The organism is Phyllobacterium sp. CL33Tsu, from assembly GCF_900113985.1.
Classification (GTDB): Bacteria; Pseudomonadota; Alphaproteobacteria; order Rhizobiales; family Rhizobiaceae; genus Phyllobacterium; species Phyllobacterium pellucidum.
Map to the genome: position 1 here is coordinate 1,312,963 of NZ_FORJ01000001.1, position 16,069 is coordinate 1,329,031.

Consider the following 16,069-nt stretch of genomic DNA (forward strand, 5'->3'; position numbering starts at 1 on the left):
CAGGAATTTAAGCGGCCGAGGCTTTGGGCTTTTCAGCTTGCTTGCCGAGATCGAGGCGGATGGTGGGACCGAGTTGGCGGATACGTTCGCGCAGACGCAGCGGATACAGATTAGTGCCGCGCTCTTCGACATCGATCACATTAACGTCGATAACGAGGTTGGACTTGATCGCTGCCTTGCCCGCTTCCTCAAGCGCGGTCACCGCCTCGGCGTGACGGGCGATTAGCGCACCATCGATCTGTTCGAGCCATTCGCCATTGGCGCCGAGCCAGACGGCTTCACCGTCGGTCAGGCGATTTGCGGTAAGAACTTTGACACTCATGATCGTGATCCTTCGCGTTCAGGCAGCATTGGTTTCAAGGTGGCGCGGCGCCACGGAATTCTGGTTCCGGGCGGAAAGCGCCTCGGCCTTGTCGATGGCGGCGCCAGCAACGGCGTCACCGATGACGACCATGACGGGACCGCTCAAATCCCCGCGCCGCTCAAGCGACGGCAGGTCGTTCAACGTGCCGTGGAACATGCGACGGTCGGTCCGCCCAGCATTTTCAATGACGGCAACCCCGGTATCGGCATGAAGACCAGCGGCGATCAGCCGCTCTGCCACCGAAGCTGCGACGCTGCGGCCCATATAGACGGCGATCGTCGCGCCAGAGATGGCAAGGCGGGCCCAATCCGGCAGGACTTCGCCGGTCATGTCGTGGCCCGTCGTGAAGACGAGCGAGGAGGCAACGCCGCGCAAAGTCAAAGGCAGTTGCATATCGGCAGCCGCGGCAAAGGCCGAGGTGATGCCGGGAACGATCTCGAAGGAAATTCCGGCATCGCGAAGCGCGGCCATCTCTTCGCCGGCGCGACCGTAGACGAGCGGATCGCCTGATTTCAACCGCACGACGCGCTTGCCTTCGCGGCCGAGCGCGACGAGCAGATCATTGATCTCACCCTGGCTCTTCGAATGGCAGCCCTTGCGCTTGCCGACGGAAATGCGCGCGGCGTCGCGGCGGCCCATGCCGACAACCGCGTCCGGCACCAGCGCGTCATAAACGATGACATCGGCTTCCATGAGGACGCGATGAGCCCGCAAGGTCAGCAGATCCTCCGCGCCCGGGCCTGCGCCGACCAGCCAGACATAGCCTTGGCCCGTTTCCTGGTTGCCCAGCAGCGCCGCCGCCGCCGCTTGGGCGCCGGCAAGATCATTGTTGTAGACACTGCTTGCGACATCACCGGAAAAAAATGATCGCCAGAACAAACGACGCGGCAAGCCCTTCATGACCAGCCGCTCCACCGCGGGCCGATAGGCGTTGGCGAGGCGCGCAAGATCGCCAAGGCGGGGCGAAAACGCCGCATCGATACGGGCGCGGATCATCTGGGTCAGAACGGGACCGGTGCCTTCCGAACCTATGGCGATTGCGAGCGGCGCGCGGTTGACGATGGCAGGCGTGAAGAAATCGCAAAGGTCGGGACGGTCGACGACGTTGACTGGAATGTGCTGGCGGCGTGCTTCGGCGGCAATCTCTCGATCCTGGTCTTCATCGCCGGTAGCGATGAAGACCAGTTTTGCACCGGTCAGTTGCTTGGGAGCAAATTTTTCCGCGACATGTTCATATCCGCCATCGCGCAGGAAGGCCGCGAGTTCCGGTTCGGGCGCATCGGCGACAACGCGAATTGCCGCATTCGTCTGATCGAGCAGTCGCGCTTTGTTAAGCGCCTCTTCGCCATTGCCCACGACCACAAGCACTTCATTCCGCACGCGGAAAAAGGCTGGAAAGACAGAAAGCTGGGTCTTGCTGATGGACATGAATGCGATAATCCCAATGGTTGCAGGGATTATCCATGAAAGGTCAGCGGTTTATAAGGAACAGAAATGCGCCGAAACTGAAGGCGGAGCATGGAATTTCTGAAAAACCGGGGGCTTGCAGATTCTCGTTCTATCAATCAAACAGCAAGCAGCCCCGCTCACCTCAGGGTGGAACAAAGCGGGCGCAATTTCAACCGATACACGACCACTTTTATAGTGTTAATCAGAAAATGCAAGCACCCTTTTTAGGTAGAACTGGCGCGGCCGACTTTGCCATCTCGGCGCCATGAAATTCTCAACACTCTGACGGCGTCGCGATGGAAACAATCTGGAGCCAGCCATCGGGTCCGCTGGGGAATTGCAGCTGACCCTCAGCTTGTAAAAATTGCAGGCACATGTACCGGCCAGCGCCAGGGCAGGATCGCCACAAGATCGAACCGCACGGACAGCAACGCCTGATCCGGTTGGCGCGCCAGCCATTGATCGGCTGCCGCCTCAATGCGGCGCTGCGCGAGGATGTTTACCGAGTCCATCGCCTGGTCGAGCCGTGCCCGTGCCTTCACCTCGATAATGGCGACGATATTGCCGCGGCGGGCAATCAGATCGATCTCGCCGACCTTGGTGCGGTACCGGCGGGTGACTATGCGATAGCCCTTCAGCATGAGGGCGAGCGCGGCGAGCCGCTCGGCGGAATGGCCGCGGCGGTATGCCGTGCGCCTGCCGCCCCGCGCGCTCATTTCATTGCCAGCAACCGTTGATAGAGCTCGCCCTTGGGCCGCCCGGTCATGCGCGCCGCCTCTCCGGCCGCCTTTGCCGGCGACATTTCGAGGACAAGCGCGCGCAGCAACGCGTCGACATCTTCGTCGGAGCGGGGAATATTCGCATCCTCGACGGGAGAACCGACGACGAGAACCACCTCGCCGCGGATGCGATCCTCGTGCGCGAACGTCTCGGCCAGCTGCTTCAGCGGTAGGGTGACGATGGTCTCATAGGTCTTGGTCAACTCGCGGCAGAGGGAAGCCGGGCGTTCCGCCCCGAATATATCGGCCATATCCGCAAGCGTCGCGGCAGCCCGGTTGGGCGATTCGAAGAAAACCAGCGCCGCATCGAGCGCCTTGAGCTCCGCCAGCCGGGCGCGACGCTGTCCCTGTTTCGACGATAAAAAGCCGGCAAAGTAAAATGAGTCCTTGAAGAGGCCCGATGCCGTCAGCGCGGCGAGGACAGATGAGGCGCCGGGGATCGGCACCACCCGGATTCCGGCCGCCTTGGCCTCCGGCACCAGCCTGCCGCCGGGATCGGCGACGAGTGGCGTTCCCGCATCAGAGACGAGCGCAACGCTCTTACCGGCAAGCAACGCCTCGATCAGTTTAGGGCCGGCGATTTCGGCATTGTGCTCGTGATAGGCGAAAGGGCGGCGTGAAATGCCATAGCGCTCCAACAGGACGCGGCTCACCCGAGTATCCTCGCAGGCAATGATGTCGGCGGCGGCAAGGGTTTCGACGCCGCGGATCGTCATATCGCCGAGATTGCCGATGGGCGTCGCCACGATGTAGAGCGCCGGCTCGAGCGGACGAGCCCGGAAGCTGGCGCTGCCGATCTGATAATGCCGGTCGCCGGTTTCAGCTTCGGACACCTGTTTTTCCCCTCAAGCCGCGAGATCGGCGATGACCGCATTGAGAACGATCGCGCCCTGCGGGGTCGTGCGTATGCGGCTATTGCCGACATACTCGATAAGCCCCTGCTCGGCGAGGGAAATTACCCGCTTCTCCTTGACGCTGTGGCCGGTAAGGCGTTCGTAGCGCGCAAGGTCGATCCCCTCGACAAGCCGCAAGCCCATGAGCAGGAATTCGTCGCCTTCCTGCTCGCGATCAAGACGCTCTTCCTCGATAATGCCGTGTCCCGCTGCCTCGACCTTTTCGACCCAGGTTTCAGGATGGCGCTCGGTGATCGTCACGGCGCGGATATTGTCCTCGACAAAGCGCCCATGGGCGCCGGGTCCCACACCGACATATTCGCCGTAGCGCCAGTAGACGAGATTGTGCTGCGACTCGGCGCCGGGAATGGCATGATTGGAAATCTCGTAGGCTGGCAGACCGTGCTTTGCAGTCACATCCTGCGTTTCGGCATAGAGCGCGGCCGCATGATCGCCATCCGGCGTAACGAGCTTTCCTGCCTTCCAAAGATTGTAGAAGGGCGTGCCTTCTTCGATGGTCAACTGATAAAGCGAGAGGTGATCGGCGGCGAAAGAGATGGCACGCACAAGTTCTTCCCGCCATGCCTCGAGGCTCTGGTCCGGCCGCGCATAGATCAGGTCGAAGGACAGCCGCGGAAAGATTTCGCGTGCAAGGCCGATCGCCGCAAGTGCCTCATCGACACTATGCATGCGGCCGAGGCGGCGCAGATCGGCATCATTCAATGCCTGCACGCCAAGCGAAACCCGGTTCACGCCCGCGGCGCGATAGCCGCGAAACCGATCCGCTTCCACGCTGGTGGGGTTGGCTTCGAGGGTGATCTCGATGCCCGCGGGCACGTGCCAGTTCTGCGCGATCGCATCCAGAACCGAGCCGACCGTATCGGGGTGCATCAGCGAGGGAGTCCCCCCGCCGAGAAATATGCTGGACACTGTGCGCTCGCCGGTGCGCTGGCGCATTGTCGCGAGCTCGCGGGCAAAGGCAACGGCGAAGCGCTTCTGGTCCACCGGCTGATGCCGCACATGCGAATTGAAATCGCAGTAGGGACACTTTGCCATGCAGAATGGCCAGTGCACATAGACCCCAAACCCGCTCTCGCCCTTGTCGGGGTGCGATTTCGTGCGCCCTCCCTTACCCTCGAACTCTTGGAGAAGGTCGGACCGCAGGTCCGGGTCGGCGGGAATCACTGGCAAGGACGCCATCAGACCCGTCCCCTACCCCGTTGAACAGCAATGACCCTTCCCAGACGGGGAAAGGGTGGGAGCCAAACTGCAAAACTCCGGCGTGTGATCGGATCGTTGCGGGTCATCCTGCGTCCAGACAATCCCTGGCGAAATGCTGGAAGGCACGGGCGCGGTGCGACAGCGCCTTTTCGTCACCCGGCTTCCAGCCATGCTTCTGTTCAGCTGTCATCTCGCCGAAGGTCGCCTCATAGCCTTCCGGCTTGAATACGGGATCGTAACCGAAGCCAGCGCTGCCGCGCGGCGGCCAGACGATCTCGCCCTCGACCTCGCCGCGATAGTAATTGGCTTCGCCGTCCGGCCAGGCGAGGCAGATGACGGATACGAAACGCCCGCTGCGTTGGTCGGGGCTTGTCGCGCCCTTATCCTGCAAGGCCTTTTCCACCTTTTCCATGCCGTGGCTGAAATCGCGCTTTCCATCGGGAAGTTCCGCCCAGTTCGCCGTGTAAACGCCGGGATCGCCGCCGAGCGCGTCGACGCAAAGGCCGGAATCATCGGAGAGCGCAACGAGGCCGGTCGCCTTCGCCGCTGCATAGGCCTTGATATAGGCATTTTGCTCGAACGTGGTTCCGGTCTCATCCGGCTCCGGCAGGCCGAGATCGCCAGCGGAAACCACTTCAAAGCCGAATGGTCCCAGAAGGTCGATCATCTCATTGATCTTGCCCTGATTGTGACTTGCGACGAGCAGTTTGCCCTTTTCGAGTTTTCTCATTCCAAATTCCATAATTTCGGTTCTGCGAATTCGATCGAATTTCCGGCGGGATCGCGGAAGTAGAGCGAGCGCGCGCCGTTCGGCCAATCGAACTCGCTTTCGATCTCGATGCCATTTGCCTCAAGATGGGATTTCCATCCGGCGATTTCATCCCGTGTCGCCTTGAAACAGACGTGGCCCGGGCCTGTTGCCCCATGCGAGGGGATAGGCAGGCTGCCGGGCGGGCGCTCGTTGATAAGCACGGGATCGAACAGGATGAGGACACCGGCGCCGCAGCGAAAGAAGATGGACCGCTTCGGCGTCTCCAATATGATCTCGAGCCCGAGAATGCCGGCATAGAAGTCCTTGGCGGCCGCAAGGTCCGTAACATAAAGCGCCGTTTCAAGGATACCGGATGGTCGCATGGTCTCGGGCTTTTAGCTCACAGCCATCTGCTGCAGGTTGACCAGCCGCCCGATGCCGTTGCGGGCAAGACTTATAAGGGCGAGCAGTTCTTCCTCGGAAAAGGGCTCGCCTTCGGCGGTTCCCTGGACCTCGACGATACCACCCTTGCCGGTCATGACAAAGTTCGCGTCGGTCTGTGCCGTCGAATCTTCCTGATAATCAAGGTCGATCACCGGCGTGCCGTTGGAAATTCCGCATGAGATCGCCGCAACATGGTCCTTCAGCACTTTTTCGACCTTGATCATCTGGCGCGCTTCCATCCAGCGAAGGCACTCGTGCAGAGCGACCCAACCGCCGGTGATGGCAGCCGTGCGCGTGCCGCCATCGGCCTGGATAACGTCGCAGTCCACCGTGATCTGCACTTCGCCAAGCGCCTGAAGGTCAACGACCGCACGCAGCGAGCGGGCAATCAGCCGCTGGATCTCCAGCGTGCGACCGCCCTGTTTGCCCGAGGATGCCTCGCGGCGCATGCGATCGCCGGTCGAGCGCGGCAGCATGCCGTATTCGGCCGTTACCCAACCCTTGCCGGTGTTGCGCATCCAGCCTGGCACCTTTTCCTCAAGGCTCGCTGTGCACAAAACGTGGGTGTCGCCGAATTTGACTAGGCACGAGCCCTCGGCATGCTTGGAAACGCCGCGTTCGAAGGAGATGGCGCGCATCTCGTCGGGGGCTCGCTTGGAAGGACGCATTGGAAAGACCTCTTTGAAAATCTGTGGTCCGGCCTTTTAGCCGTGATGGCAGATCGAAGCAAAGGCTTTGATGATTGCCCGGACAATGCTTATATCAGGGCTGTAACAAGCAGACATACGAGGCAAGATGAAACGGGCCGTGGTACCGGAGGCATATCAGTCGCTTGACCAGCGGTCGCGCGACATTTTCCGGCGCATCGTCGAGAGCTATCTTGGCGACGGCGAACCGGTCGGCTCGCGCAACCTTTCGCGGATTCTCCCCGTGTCGCTGTCGCCGGCGACGATCCGCAACGTCATGAGCGATCTCGAGCATCTCGGACTGGTCTATGCACCGCATATTTCGGCCGGACGCCTCCCGACGCAGCTTGGGCTGCGCTTCTTCGTCGACGCCTTCATGGAAGTCGGCGATCTTTCCGCCGCTGAGCGCAACTCGATCGAGGCGCAGGTTCGTGCCTCAAGCGAAGACCAGTCGACTGAAACTGTGCTGACGCAGGCGAGCCAAATCCTCTCCGGCATGTCGCGCGGCGCCGGTCTTGTGCTTGCGACCAAGGCGGAAGGCGCGCTGAAACACATCGAGTTCGTGCGCCTCGAGCCGACCAAGGCCCTGGCCGTTCTTGTCAGCCAGAGCGGGGATATCGAAAATCGCGTTATCGATTTGCCCGTTGGCGTGACGCCCTCACAGCTCATCGAAGCTTCGAACTTTCTCAATGCGCATATCCAGGGCCGCACGATCAGCGAGGCGCGCCAGGAAATCGGCCGGCTCAAGGACGAGACCCAGCAGGCACTCGATGCCTTGTCGCAACATCTGGTGCAACAGGGGCTGGCGGTCTGGGGCGGCGCAGGCAGCGGGCAGCCGCCGCGCCTGATCGTGCGCGGGCGCGGCAATCTTCTCGATTCGATCAACGCCGAGGCCGATCTCGACAGGCTGCGCCACCTCTTTGACGATCTCGAAACCAAGGAAGGAACGCTACAGCTTCTCGACCTCGCCGAGGCGGGACCCGGCGTGCGCATCTTCATCGGGTCAGAAAACAAGCTGTTCTCGCTGTCGGGTTCGTCGCTGGTGATCGCGCCCTATCGGGACTCGGAGCAGCGCATCATCGGCGCCCTCGGCGTCATCGGCCCGACCCGGCTCAACTATGCCCGGATCGTGCCGATGGTCGACTATACCGCCCAGCTCGTATCCCGCCTTTTGCGATAAGACTTGATTTTCAAGAGCCGAACGTCGATATCCAGCGCAACTTCGAAAAATGAACGGACAGGATAGATGGCTGAAGACAAGAAACTTCACGACACCCCGGATCTCGATCAGCGCGACCTGAAGAATCCGCGCGATCGCGATGCGCTGAAGCGCGCTGCCGATGATTTTCTTAAATCGCGCAAGGCCGAGGAATATGCGCTTGCCGAGGAAGACCAGGAGCAGGCAACGACCGCCGAACTCGACGCGCTGCGCGCCGAAAACAACGATCTGAAGGACCAGTTGCTGCGCCTTGCCGCAGATATGGAAAACCTGCGCAAGCGGACCGCGCGCGACGTCCATGACGCGCGCAGCTATTCGGTTGCCAACTTCGCCCGCGACATGCTTGCGGTATCCGACAATCTGAAGCGCGCCATCGAAGCTGTTCCCGCCGATGCACTTGCAGGCGGCGATGCCGGCCTTAAAGGCCTCGTCGAGGGCGTCGAGATGACGGAACGCTCCATGCTCACCGCTATGGAACGCCACGGCGTCAAGAAAATCGAGCCGCAGGGTCAGAAGTTCGATCCGAACTTCCACCAGGCGATGTTCGAAATTCCGAATGCGGATGTTCCGCATAATACGGTGGTGCAGGTTGCGCAGGCTGGCTTTGTCATCGGCGACCGCGTGCTGCGGCCGGCGCTTGTCGGCGTGTCGCGGGGCGGACCCAAGCAGGCCGCCGGCGAAGCTCAGCCGGAACCCGGCCCGATCAATCCGCAGGCTGAAAAAGACGCCTGATCGGTCTTAACGACGTTCCAAGGAGCCGCATTTCCCTGACCGGAATGCGGCTCTTTTCATTTTCCGGTCATGCTCTATCGTGGGACAAAATAACGGCGAGGGGAAACTGCCGGTGACCATGATTCAGCTGTTCAACTATGCCGGAATTTTCCTTTTCGCCGCGACGGGAGCTCTGGCGGCCTCGCGGCGCCAGCTCGACATCATGGCTTTCATCTTTCTCGCCGCGGTCACCGGGATCGGCGGCGGGACGTTGCGCGACCTCATCCTCGGCGTTCCCGTCTTCTGGGTGAAGGATCCGATGAGCCTACTTGTCTGCGCCGCAGCGGCAATCCTTGTCTATTTCACCGCCAATCTGCTTGAATCACGCTATCGCGTTCTCCTCTGGCTCGATGCGGTCGGGCTTGCCGCCTATAGCGTGATGGGCGCGGCAAAGAGCCTTGCACTCGGCTTCGACTCGACCATTGCGGTGGTGACCGGGATCATGACGGCGACATTCGGCGGTATCCTGCGTGATATCATTTCGGGGGAGCCATCAGTGGTGATGCGCCGCGAAATTTATGTCACGGCGGCGCTCGCCGGCTCACTTGTCTATATCGTGCTGCACCGGTTTGCCGTCGGGACGGAGATTTCCGCGCTCGTCGCGGCGCTTGCCGCCTTCACGGTCCGAGGCGGCGCGCTCTATTTCGGCTGGTATCTGCCGACCTATCACAAGCCCGGCCGCAGTGCGGACGAGCTTGAGCGGGAAGGCTTGATCAGAGCAGCCCCGCCCGCTCCGCCGCGGCCTTCAGATTGATCTGCGGACGCGGACCGATCTGCTGGATGACAAGCCCCGCCGTCAGCGAGCCAAGGCGGGCGCAATCGGTCAGCGAGCGGCCGTTGGTGTAACCGAAAAGGAAACCCGCAGCATAAAGATCGCCCGCGCCTGTGGTATCGACCAGTTCCTCGATCTCGATGGCGGGAACGGCGACAGTCTCGTCGCCGGCAACGACCACAGAACCTTTTTCCGAACGGGTGACGGCAGCGAGCTTGCAATCCCTGCGGATCAGCTCAAGGCCTTCTTCAAAATTGTCCGTCTGGTACAGCGATTTCATTTCCGCCTCGTTGGCAAAAACGATGTCGACCGTGCCGGAGCGCATCAGATCAAGAAACTCCTCGCGGTAGCGATCGACGCAAAACGGATCCGAGAGGGTCATCGAGACTTCGCGCTTGTGCTCATGAGCGATCTTTGCCGACAGGCGGATGGCTTCCTTGGCGCGCGGCGGATCCCAGAGATAGCCCTCGAAATAGGTGACCTTGGCCTGGGAAACCTTGGAACTCTCGACATCCTCCGGCCCGAGCTCGATGCAGGCGCCGAGATAGGTGTTCATCGAGCGCTCGCCATCGGGCGTCACGAAAATCATCGAGCGCGCGGTGGGTGGCGGTGAAGCCAGCACACGCGTGTCGAAGGCCACTCCTTGCGAACGGATATCATGGGTAAAAACGTGGCCAAGCTGATCGTCCGCTACCTTGCCGAAATAGGCGGCGCGTCCGCCAAGGCTGGCAACCCCCGCCGCGGTATTGCCGGCGCTGCCGCCCGACGCCTCGATCGCGGGACCCATGCGCTCGTAGAGGAACTCGGCCCGATCGGCGTCGATCAGGTTCATTGCATTTTTGATAATGCCGTTCTTGATGATGAAATCGTCATCGGTGCGGGCAATGATATCGACAATGGCGTTGCCTATGCAAAGCACGTCATAAGTGGACATGGAAACTCCGGGATAGATCGCAAACCTGTTGGCGTTGTTTTGCCTGCTCTACCCCGTCGCGACAGAATTGACCACCCCCCACTTGGGCGAACACCTTGTCCGAAGGGTCAGTTGCACTTATGTCGGGAACCTACGCCATGGAGCAAAATGCCCGATGATCGTCGAAAGCGCCCGCGCCGCCGCCAGTCACCTCTTCCGTCCGGAATTTCGCGCTGTCCTGTGGAAATCGCTGGGGCTGACATTGCTGCTGCTCGTCGGCGCATGGTTTGGGCTGCGCGAAATCTTCGAATGGCTCGCGCTCCCTTTTTTCGAAGGAATGATGCCGGATTTGCCATCCTGGACGGGCTGGATCGGCTTCATCGCCGGCCTCTTTGCCAGCATCGGGCTCGCATTGGGACTGGCGTTGCTGATTGCTCCAGTTACCGCCATCGTAGCCGGGCTTTTTCTTGACGATGTTGCGGAGGTCGTCGAAAAGGAAGACTACCCTGGCGACCCGGCCGGAAAGCCGCTGCCTGCCATGCGCTCGATGGTCCTTTCGATCCGCTTCTTTGGCGTCGTCATTCTCGGCAATGTTGCCGCGCTGCTGATGTTGCTCATCCCCGGCGTCAACCTGATCGCATTCTTCATCGTCAATGGCTATCTGCTGGGCCGCGAGTTCTTCGAGTTCGCCGCGATGCGTTTTCGATCCGAAGCCGAGGCAAAGGCCTTGCGGGCGCAGAATGCCGGTACGGTCTTCCTCGCGGGCCTTGTCATCGCCGCATTTATGGCCGTGCCATTGCTCAACCTCCTGACGCCGCTCTTTGCCGCAGCGCTCATGGTGCACCTCCACAAAGCCGTCGCCAGTGCGGCACGGCCTGTAGCCGTCAGATAGCCTGCGGCGGCAGCGGCACCAGCGGCGCCGGGATTTCCGAGGTCTTTTCCGCTGCCTTGCAGATATCGGCGATGACACAGGCCGAACATTCCGGCCTACGCGCCTTGCACACATATCGGCCGTGCAGGATCAACCAGTGATGCGCATGATAGAGATATTCCGACGGAATGATTTTCATCAGCTTCGCCTCCACCTCGTCCGGGGTCTTGCCGGGCGCAAGGCCAAGGCGGTTGCCGATGCGGAAGATGTGCGTGTCCACCGCCATCGTAGCCTGGCCGAACGCCATGCTGAGGACGACATTGGCAGTCTTGCGCCCAACCCCCGGCAGCTTGACCAGTTCGTCACGATCGTCGGGAACGACGCTGCCAAATTTTTCGACCAGTGCTTGCGATAGCGCGACGACATTCTTGGCCTTGTTGCGCCACAGCCCGATCGTTCGGATATATTCGCCAAGCCTCTCTACCCCTAGGGCCACCATCTTTTCGGGCGTGTCGGCAACCTTGAAGAGCGCGCGCGTCGCCTTGTTGACGCCGACATCGGTTGCCTGCGCCGAAAGTGCCACGGCGACAAGCAGGGTGAACGGATTGACGTGTTCGAGTTCCCCCTTTGGCTCCGGCCGCTGGATCGAAAACCGGCGAAATATCTCGTGGATCTCCGCCGCCGTGTAGCGCGTCCCCGGCACACGCCGCTCTTCCTTGGCGGGCCTGGCGGTCACAGCGTTCTGATCGATTTTCGGCTTGGGATTTTCCATGACCCCTCTATACTTGAGCCCCATGAGCCAAACAACAAACCCGATTGACCCGGCCGCGATGAACGAAGAAGAAATCTTCCGTGCGCTTCTTGTGCCACATCGATCGCTTGGCCGTTTCGGATTTCTTGTTCTTATGGGAACGCTTGGGGTCAGCAGTTTTATGACCGGCCTTTTCTTTCTGTCGATCGGCGCCTGGCCAGTATTCGGCTTTTTCGGGCTGGACGTCGTCATCGTCTACGTGGCGTTTCGCATGAACTACGCTGCAGCGAAAGCACACGAAGAAGTCAGCATTTCGCGCGTTGCCCTGCATATCCGTCAGGTCGCGCCTTCGGGACGGGCAAGGCAGCACGAATTCAACCCTTACTGGACCCGGTTCAGCATTGCCCGTCATGCCGAGATCGGCATTACCTCGATGCGCGTCGAGGGACAGGGCAAGGCCGTCATCATCGGCTCGTTCCTCAATCCCGACGACCGCGAAAGCTTTGCCTCGGCCTTTCAGACAGCGCTTGCGACGGCGAAGGGACGCTAATCTTTCCGACCGGTTCGGCCGTCAAGAATCGGGTGGCGGCGAAGGCGGGTGCGTGGTCATATATCCTCAACACAAGAGGTAAAAGCTCATGAAACCGCACGCCATACTTCAAAAAGACATCACTCCGACCGGCGACGACTATGCCATCGTCAGCCACATCATCGAACGCATCAGCAAGGATTATCGCGACCAGCCTTCGCTTGAAACTCTGGCGCGCGACACCGGACTTTCGCCGACTGCGCTGCAGAAGCTCTTTACGCGCTGGGCCGGCCTCTCACCGAAGGGTTTCCTGCAGGCGGTAACGATCGATCATGCGCGCCGGCTGCTTGACGAGGGCATGCCGCTGCTCGAAACCGCCTATGAGACCGGACTTTCGGGCCCTGGCCGGCTGCACGATCTCTTCGTTACCCATGAAGGCATGTCGCCGGGAGACTATAAGAGCCGCGGCGCAGGCCTGACGATCCGATATGGCTTTCTCATTTCGCCGTTCGGGCTGGCGCTCATCATGGTGACGGATCGCGGTCTTGCCGGCCTCGCCTTTGCGGACGCCGGCAAGGAGCGAGAAGCGCTCGCCGACATGTCCTCGCGCTGGCCAAACGCCACCTACGTCGAGGATCTGGCCGCCACAGCCCCCTATGCCGGGCGGATTTTCAATCCGGCGGAATGGCGCGCCGACCGGCCATTGAAAGTCGTGACGATCGGCACCGATTTTCAGCTGCGAGTCTGGGAAGCGCTGCTCAAGATTCCGATGGGCAAATGCGTCGCCTACTCTGATATCGCCGCTGACATCGGCTCGCCCAACGCCTCGCGCGCCGTCGGTGCGGCGATCGGCGCCAACCCTGTCTCCTTCGTTGTTCCCTGCCACCGGGCTGTCGGAAAGTCGGGAGCCTTGACCGGATATCATTGGGGCCTCACCCGCAAGCGCGCTATTCTCGGCTGGGAGGCAGGGCAGCTCGCACAGGATGCGCCGCACAGCCAGGCAGGCTGAGAACCGTCTTCTCCCAGAAAGCCCGGCCGCGTGCCGGGCTTTTGCGTTGCACCTTATCGCAACATGGCCCCTTGACCTTCCAGTCACTGGAAAGATTACCTTTCCTGCATTACTTACTTGAAGACGGAAAGCAGGACCATGAAGCACGAACACGCGAACCACCAGCACCACGGCCATAGTTGCTGCGGCGGGCATGAATCCGTATCGGCCGAGGTCGTTCGCGATCCGGTATGCGGCATGGTGGTGGATCCTGACGCGGGCAAGCCAACTACCGAACATGGCGGGCGCGTTTTCCATTTCTGTTCGGCCGGCTGCGAGGCGAAGTTCGTCAAGGATCCGGAAGCCTATATCGAGGCAACGGATCCGGTATGCGGCATGAAGGTCGACCGGGCGAGCGCCAAGCATTTCCTTCGCCACGAAGGCGAGAAATACTACTTCTGTTCGGCGGGCTGCATGGCGAAGTTCGAGAAAGCCCCGGAGGATTATCTCGGCGGCCGCCCCCTGCCGAAGCCTATGCCAGCCGGAACGCAATATACGTGCCCGATGCACCCCGAGGTCGTTCGGGACGGTCCCGGCGCCTGCCCGATCTGCGGCATGGCCCTCGAACCTATGGGCATACCGACCGGCGACGAAGGCCCCAATCCGGAGCTCGTCGATTTCACCCGCCGCTTCTGGATAAGCGCTGTCTGTTCGGTGCCGCTGCTTGTCATCACCATGGGGCCGATGCTCGGTCTCCCGTTCCGCGACTGGCTTGGCGAGCGCCTCGCCGTATGGATCGAGTTTGCGCTGGCGACGCCGGTCGTCGTCTGGGCGGCTATCCCCTTTTTCGAGCGCGCCTTTGCCTCATTCGTCAATCGAAGCCCTAACATGTGGACGCTCATCGCCATCGGCGTTGGCGCGGCCTACGCGTTCAGTGTCGTCGCGACGCTGTTTCCGGATATTTTCCCGCATTCCTTCCGTGGCCATGGCGGCATGGTTCCGGTCTATTTTGAAGCCGCCGCGGTGATCGTTGCCCTCGTCTTTCTCGGCCAGGTGCTGGAGCTCAAGGCGCGCGAACGGACCGGCTCGGCAATTCGCGCCCTGCTCGACCTTGCGCCGAAGACGGCACGGCGTGTCGGTGCGGACGCCGCAGAGATGGATGTTCCGCTCGACGAGGTCGCAGTGGGCGACAAGCTACGTGTTCGTCCTGGCGAAAGCATTCCTGTGGACGGCATCGTGCTCGAGGGGCGCACCTCGATCGACGAATCCATGATTACCGGCGAATCGCTGCCAGTCGAGAAAGCCGAGCATGACCAGGTCACGGGTGGGACGCTTAATCGCAACGGTACGCTGCTCATCGAGGCCAAGAAGGTCGGCGCGGATACGGTGCTGTCGCAGATCGTCGGCATGGTCGCGGCGGCGCAGCGTTCGCGCGCGCCGATACAGGGCCTCGCCGATCGCGTTGCGAGTTATTTCGTTCCAACCGTCGTCCTCGTCGCCATGCTGGCATTCGCCGCTTGGGCGCTTCTCGGCCCCGAGCCGAGCATGATCCACGGCCTTGTCGCCGCGGTCTCGGTGCTCATCGTTGCCTGCCCCTGCGCGCTTGGTCTGGCAACGCCGATGTCGATCATGACGGCAACGGGACGTGGCGCCCATGCAGGCGTTCTCATCAAGGATGCTGAAGCGCTCGAACGCTTTGCCCGCGTCGATACGCTGATCGTCGACAAGACCGGCACGCTGACCGAAGGCAAGCCACGGTTGACCGATCTCATCGCGCAGCCGCCTTTCAATGACGGCGAACTCCTGGCACTCGCCGCAGGCCTCGAAAAAGGTTCTGAGCATCCGCTGGCCGAAGCCATCGTCGATGGCGCCAGGGATCGCGGTCTTACAGTCCCCGACGCAACCGGTTTCGAAGCCGTGACCGGCAAGGGCGTTACCGGTATTGTCGGCGGGCGCACCGTCGCGCTCGGCAACCGCGCCATGATGCAGGATGTCGGCGCCGATGTTCTGCCGCTTCAGGAGCGCGCCGACGCGTTGCGCGCCGCAGGCAAGAGCGCACTGTTCATCGCCGTTGACGGCAAGGCCGCCGGCATTGTTGCCGTTGCCGATCCGATCAAGGCGACGAGCGCTGAGGCGATCCGCCTGCTGCACGCTGCGGGTCTGAAGATCATCATGGCGACAGGCGACAACGCCGTGACCGCTCGGGCCGTGGCTTCGCAGCTTGGCATCGATGAGGTGCGCGCCGATATGCTGCCCGAGAGCAAGAAGGCGCTGGTGGATGAACTGCGTCATGGCGGCGCCAGGGTTGCGATGGCTGGCGATGGCATCAACGACGCGCCGGCCCTCGCCGCAGCCGATGTCGGCATCGCCATGGGTACGGGCGCGGACGTCGCCATGGAAAGCGCGGGCATAACCCTCGTCAAGGGCGACCTCAACGGCATTGTCCGTGCGCGTCATTTGGCCGAGGCGACGCTTCGCAATATCAAGCAGAACCTCTTCTTCGCCTTCATCTACAACGTGCTCGGCGTGCCGGTCGCCGCGGGCGTGCTCTATCCGGTCTTCGGCCTTCTGCTTTCGCCGATGCTTGCCGCCGCAGCAATGAGCCTTTCGTCGGTTTCGGTCATTGCCAACGCGCTGCGCCTGCGCACCGTCAAACTGTGAGGTTGCC

General features: G+C 61.5%; 17 protein-coding genes. 7 read left to right on the plus strand and 10 right to left on the minus strand.

Annotated elements, in window-relative coordinates; genetic code table 11:
* Positions 1–7: 7 nt before the first annotated feature.
* The 8 genes from BM074_RS06360 to rph all read right to left on the minus strand — a co-directional run bounded on the left by BM074_RS06360 (position 8) and on the right by rph (position 6,569).
* On the minus strand, positions 8–322 hold the full coding sequence (locus BM074_RS06360) for a DUF2849 domain-containing protein (protein ID WP_027230800.1): 315 nt from the start codon (positions 320–322) through the stop codon (positions 8–10).
* 18 nt (positions 323–340) lie between these two features.
* The gene (gene cysG / locus BM074_RS06365; protein ID WP_091920556.1) at positions 341–1,792 is read right to left on the minus strand and encodes a siroheme synthase CysG; all 1,452 of its coding nucleotides are present in this window, start codon (positions 1,790–1,792) and stop codon (positions 341–343) included.
* Positions 1,793–2,163: 371 nt separating this feature from the next.
* A complete protein-coding gene (locus tag BM074_RS06370; protein ID WP_091920558.1) occupies positions 2,164–2,529 on the minus strand; it encodes a YraN family protein in 366 nt (121 codons plus the stop codon).
* Positions 2,526–3,425, minus strand: coding sequence for a 16S rRNA (cytidine(1402)-2'-O)-methyltransferase (rsmI, locus tag BM074_RS06375; protein WP_091920560.1), 900 nt, complete (start codon positions 3,423–3,425; stop codon positions 2,526–2,528). The genes BM074_RS06370 and rsmI overlap by 4 nt, the downstream gene beginning before the upstream one ends.
* Before the next feature lie 12 nt (positions 3,426–3,437).
* Positions 3,438–4,685, minus strand: coding sequence for a radical SAM family heme chaperone HemW (gene hemW / locus BM074_RS06380; protein WP_091920562.1), 1,248 nt, complete (start codon positions 4,683–4,685; stop codon positions 3,438–3,440).
* 103 nt (positions 4,686–4,788) lie between these two features.
* Positions 4,789–5,436, minus strand: a complete 648-nt coding sequence (rdgB, locus tag BM074_RS06385) for an RdgB/HAM1 family non-canonical purine NTP pyrophosphatase (protein WP_027230805.1) — start codon at positions 5,434–5,436, stop codon at positions 4,789–4,791.
* On the minus strand, positions 5,433–5,840 hold the full coding sequence (locus BM074_RS06390) for a VOC family protein (RefSeq protein ID WP_027230806.1): 408 nt from the start codon (positions 5,838–5,840) through the stop codon (positions 5,433–5,435). The genes rdgB and BM074_RS06390 overlap by 4 nt, the downstream gene beginning before the upstream one ends.
* 12 nt (positions 5,841–5,852) lie before the next feature.
* Positions 5,853–6,569, minus strand: a complete 717-nt coding sequence (rph, locus tag BM074_RS06395) for a ribonuclease PH (protein ID WP_091920564.1) — start codon at positions 6,567–6,569, stop codon at positions 5,853–5,855.
* Positions 6,570–6,696: 127 nt separating this feature from the next.
* Between rph and hrcA the strand changes: the two genes are divergently transcribed.
* From hrcA to BM074_RS06410, 3 genes are all read left to right on the plus strand, one after another.
* Positions 6,697–7,767 carry a heat-inducible transcriptional repressor HrcA gene (gene hrcA / locus BM074_RS06400; protein ID WP_091920566.1) on the plus strand — a complete coding sequence of 357 codons (1,071 nt, stop codon included), beginning with the start codon at positions 6,697–6,699 and terminating at the stop codon, positions 7,765–7,767.
* Between the two features lie 66 nt (positions 7,768–7,833).
* Complete coding sequence (gene grpE / locus BM074_RS06405; protein WP_027230809.1) at positions 7,834–8,538, plus strand: nucleotide exchange factor GrpE; 705 nt, start codon at positions 7,834–7,836, stop codon at positions 8,536–8,538.
* Positions 8,539–8,650: 112 nt separating this feature from the next.
* Positions 8,651–9,331 carry a trimeric intracellular cation channel family protein gene (locus BM074_RS06410; RefSeq protein ID WP_091920567.1) on the plus strand — a complete coding sequence of 227 codons (681 nt, stop codon included), beginning with the start codon at positions 8,651–8,653 and terminating at the stop codon, positions 9,329–9,331.
* Here the strand turns inward: BM074_RS06410 and BM074_RS06415 are convergent.
* Complete coding sequence (locus BM074_RS06415; RefSeq protein WP_091920569.1) at positions 9,291–10,283, minus strand: adenosine kinase; 993 nt, start codon at positions 10,281–10,283, stop codon at positions 9,291–9,293. The genes BM074_RS06410 and BM074_RS06415 overlap by 41 nt on opposite strands.
* A 154-nt stretch (positions 10,284–10,437) precedes the next feature.
* Between BM074_RS06415 and BM074_RS06420 the strand changes: the two genes are divergently transcribed.
* On the plus strand, positions 10,438–11,154 hold the full coding sequence (locus BM074_RS06420; protein WP_091920570.1) for a sulfate transporter family protein: 717 nt from the start codon (positions 10,438–10,440) through the stop codon (positions 11,152–11,154).
* Here BM074_RS06420 and nth read toward each other — a convergent pair.
* Positions 11,147–11,929, minus strand: a complete 783-nt coding sequence (nth, locus tag BM074_RS06425; RefSeq protein ID WP_027230812.1) for an endonuclease III — start codon at positions 11,927–11,929, stop codon at positions 11,147–11,149. The two genes, BM074_RS06420 and nth, sit on opposite strands and share 8 nt — an antisense overlap.
* On the opposite strand from nth, the gene BM074_RS06430 reads away from it, so the two are divergent.
* From BM074_RS06430 to BM074_RS06440, 3 genes are all read left to right on the plus strand, one after another.
* The gene (locus BM074_RS06430) at positions 11,928–12,434 is read left to right on the plus strand and encodes a DUF2244 domain-containing protein (RefSeq protein WP_175492314.1); all 507 of its coding nucleotides are present in this window, start codon (positions 11,928–11,930) and stop codon (positions 12,432–12,434) included. The genes nth and BM074_RS06430 overlap by 2 nt on opposite strands.
* A gap of 88 nt (positions 12,435–12,522) precedes the next feature.
* Positions 12,523–13,422, plus strand: coding sequence for a methylated-DNA--[protein]-cysteine S-methyltransferase (locus BM074_RS06435; protein ID WP_091920572.1), 900 nt, complete (start codon positions 12,523–12,525; stop codon positions 13,420–13,422).
* Positions 13,423–13,560: 138 nt separating this feature from the next.
* Positions 13,561–16,062, plus strand: a complete 2,502-nt coding sequence (locus tag BM074_RS06440; protein WP_091920574.1) for a heavy metal translocating P-type ATPase — start codon at positions 13,561–13,563, stop codon at positions 16,060–16,062.
* Positions 16,063–16,069: the final 7 nt, after the last annotated feature.

Coding starts and splice junctions, on each gene's coding strand:
- BM074_RS06360 (WP_027230800.1), bottom strand. CDS start 322: ATGAGTGTCAAAGTTCTTACCGCAAATCGCCTGACCGACGGTGAAGCC.
- cysG (WP_091920556.1), bottom strand. CDS start 1,792: ATGTCCATCAGCAAGACCCAGCTTTCTGTCTTTCCAGCCTTTTTCCGC.
- BM074_RS06370 (WP_091920558.1), bottom strand. CDS start 2,529: ATGAGCGCGCGGGGCGGCAGGCGCACGGCATACCGCCGCGGCCATTCC.
- hemW (WP_091920562.1), bottom strand. CDS start 4,685: ATGGCGTCCTTGCCAGTGATTCCCGCCGACCCGGACCTGCGGTCCGAC.
- rdgB (WP_027230805.1), bottom strand. CDS start 5,436: ATGAGAAAACTCGAAAAGGGCAAACTGCTCGTCGCAAGTCACAATCAG.
- BM074_RS06390 (WP_027230806.1), bottom strand. CDS start 5,840: ATGCGACCATCCGGTATCCTTGAAACGGCGCTTTATGTTACGGACCTT.
- rph (WP_091920564.1), bottom strand. CDS start 6,569: ATGCGTCCTTCCAAGCGAGCCCCCGACGAGATGCGCGCCATCTCCTTC.
- hrcA (WP_091920566.1), top strand. CDS start 6,697: ATGAAACGGGCCGTGGTACCGGAGGCATATCAGTCGCTTGACCAGCGG.
- grpE (WP_027230809.1), top strand. CDS start 7,834: ATGGCTGAAGACAAGAAACTTCACGACACCCCGGATCTCGATCAGCGC.
- BM074_RS06415 (WP_091920569.1), bottom strand. CDS start 10,283: ATGTCCACTTATGACGTGCTTTGCATAGGCAACGCCATTGTCGATATC.
- BM074_RS06420 (WP_091920570.1), top strand. CDS start 10,438: ATGATCGTCGAAAGCGCCCGCGCCGCCGCCAGTCACCTCTTCCGTCCG.
- BM074_RS06430 (WP_175492314.1), top strand. CDS start 11,928: ATGAGCCAAACAACAAACCCGATTGACCCGGCCGCGATGAACGAAGAA.
- nth (WP_027230812.1), bottom strand. CDS start 11,929: ATGGGGCTCAAGTATAGAGGGGTCATGGAAAATCCCAAGCCGAAAATC.
- BM074_RS06435 (WP_091920572.1), top strand. CDS start 12,523: ATGAAACCGCACGCCATACTTCAAAAAGACATCACTCCGACCGGCGAC.
- BM074_RS06440 (WP_091920574.1), top strand. CDS start 13,561: ATGAAGCACGAACACGCGAACCACCAGCACCACGGCCATAGTTGCTGC.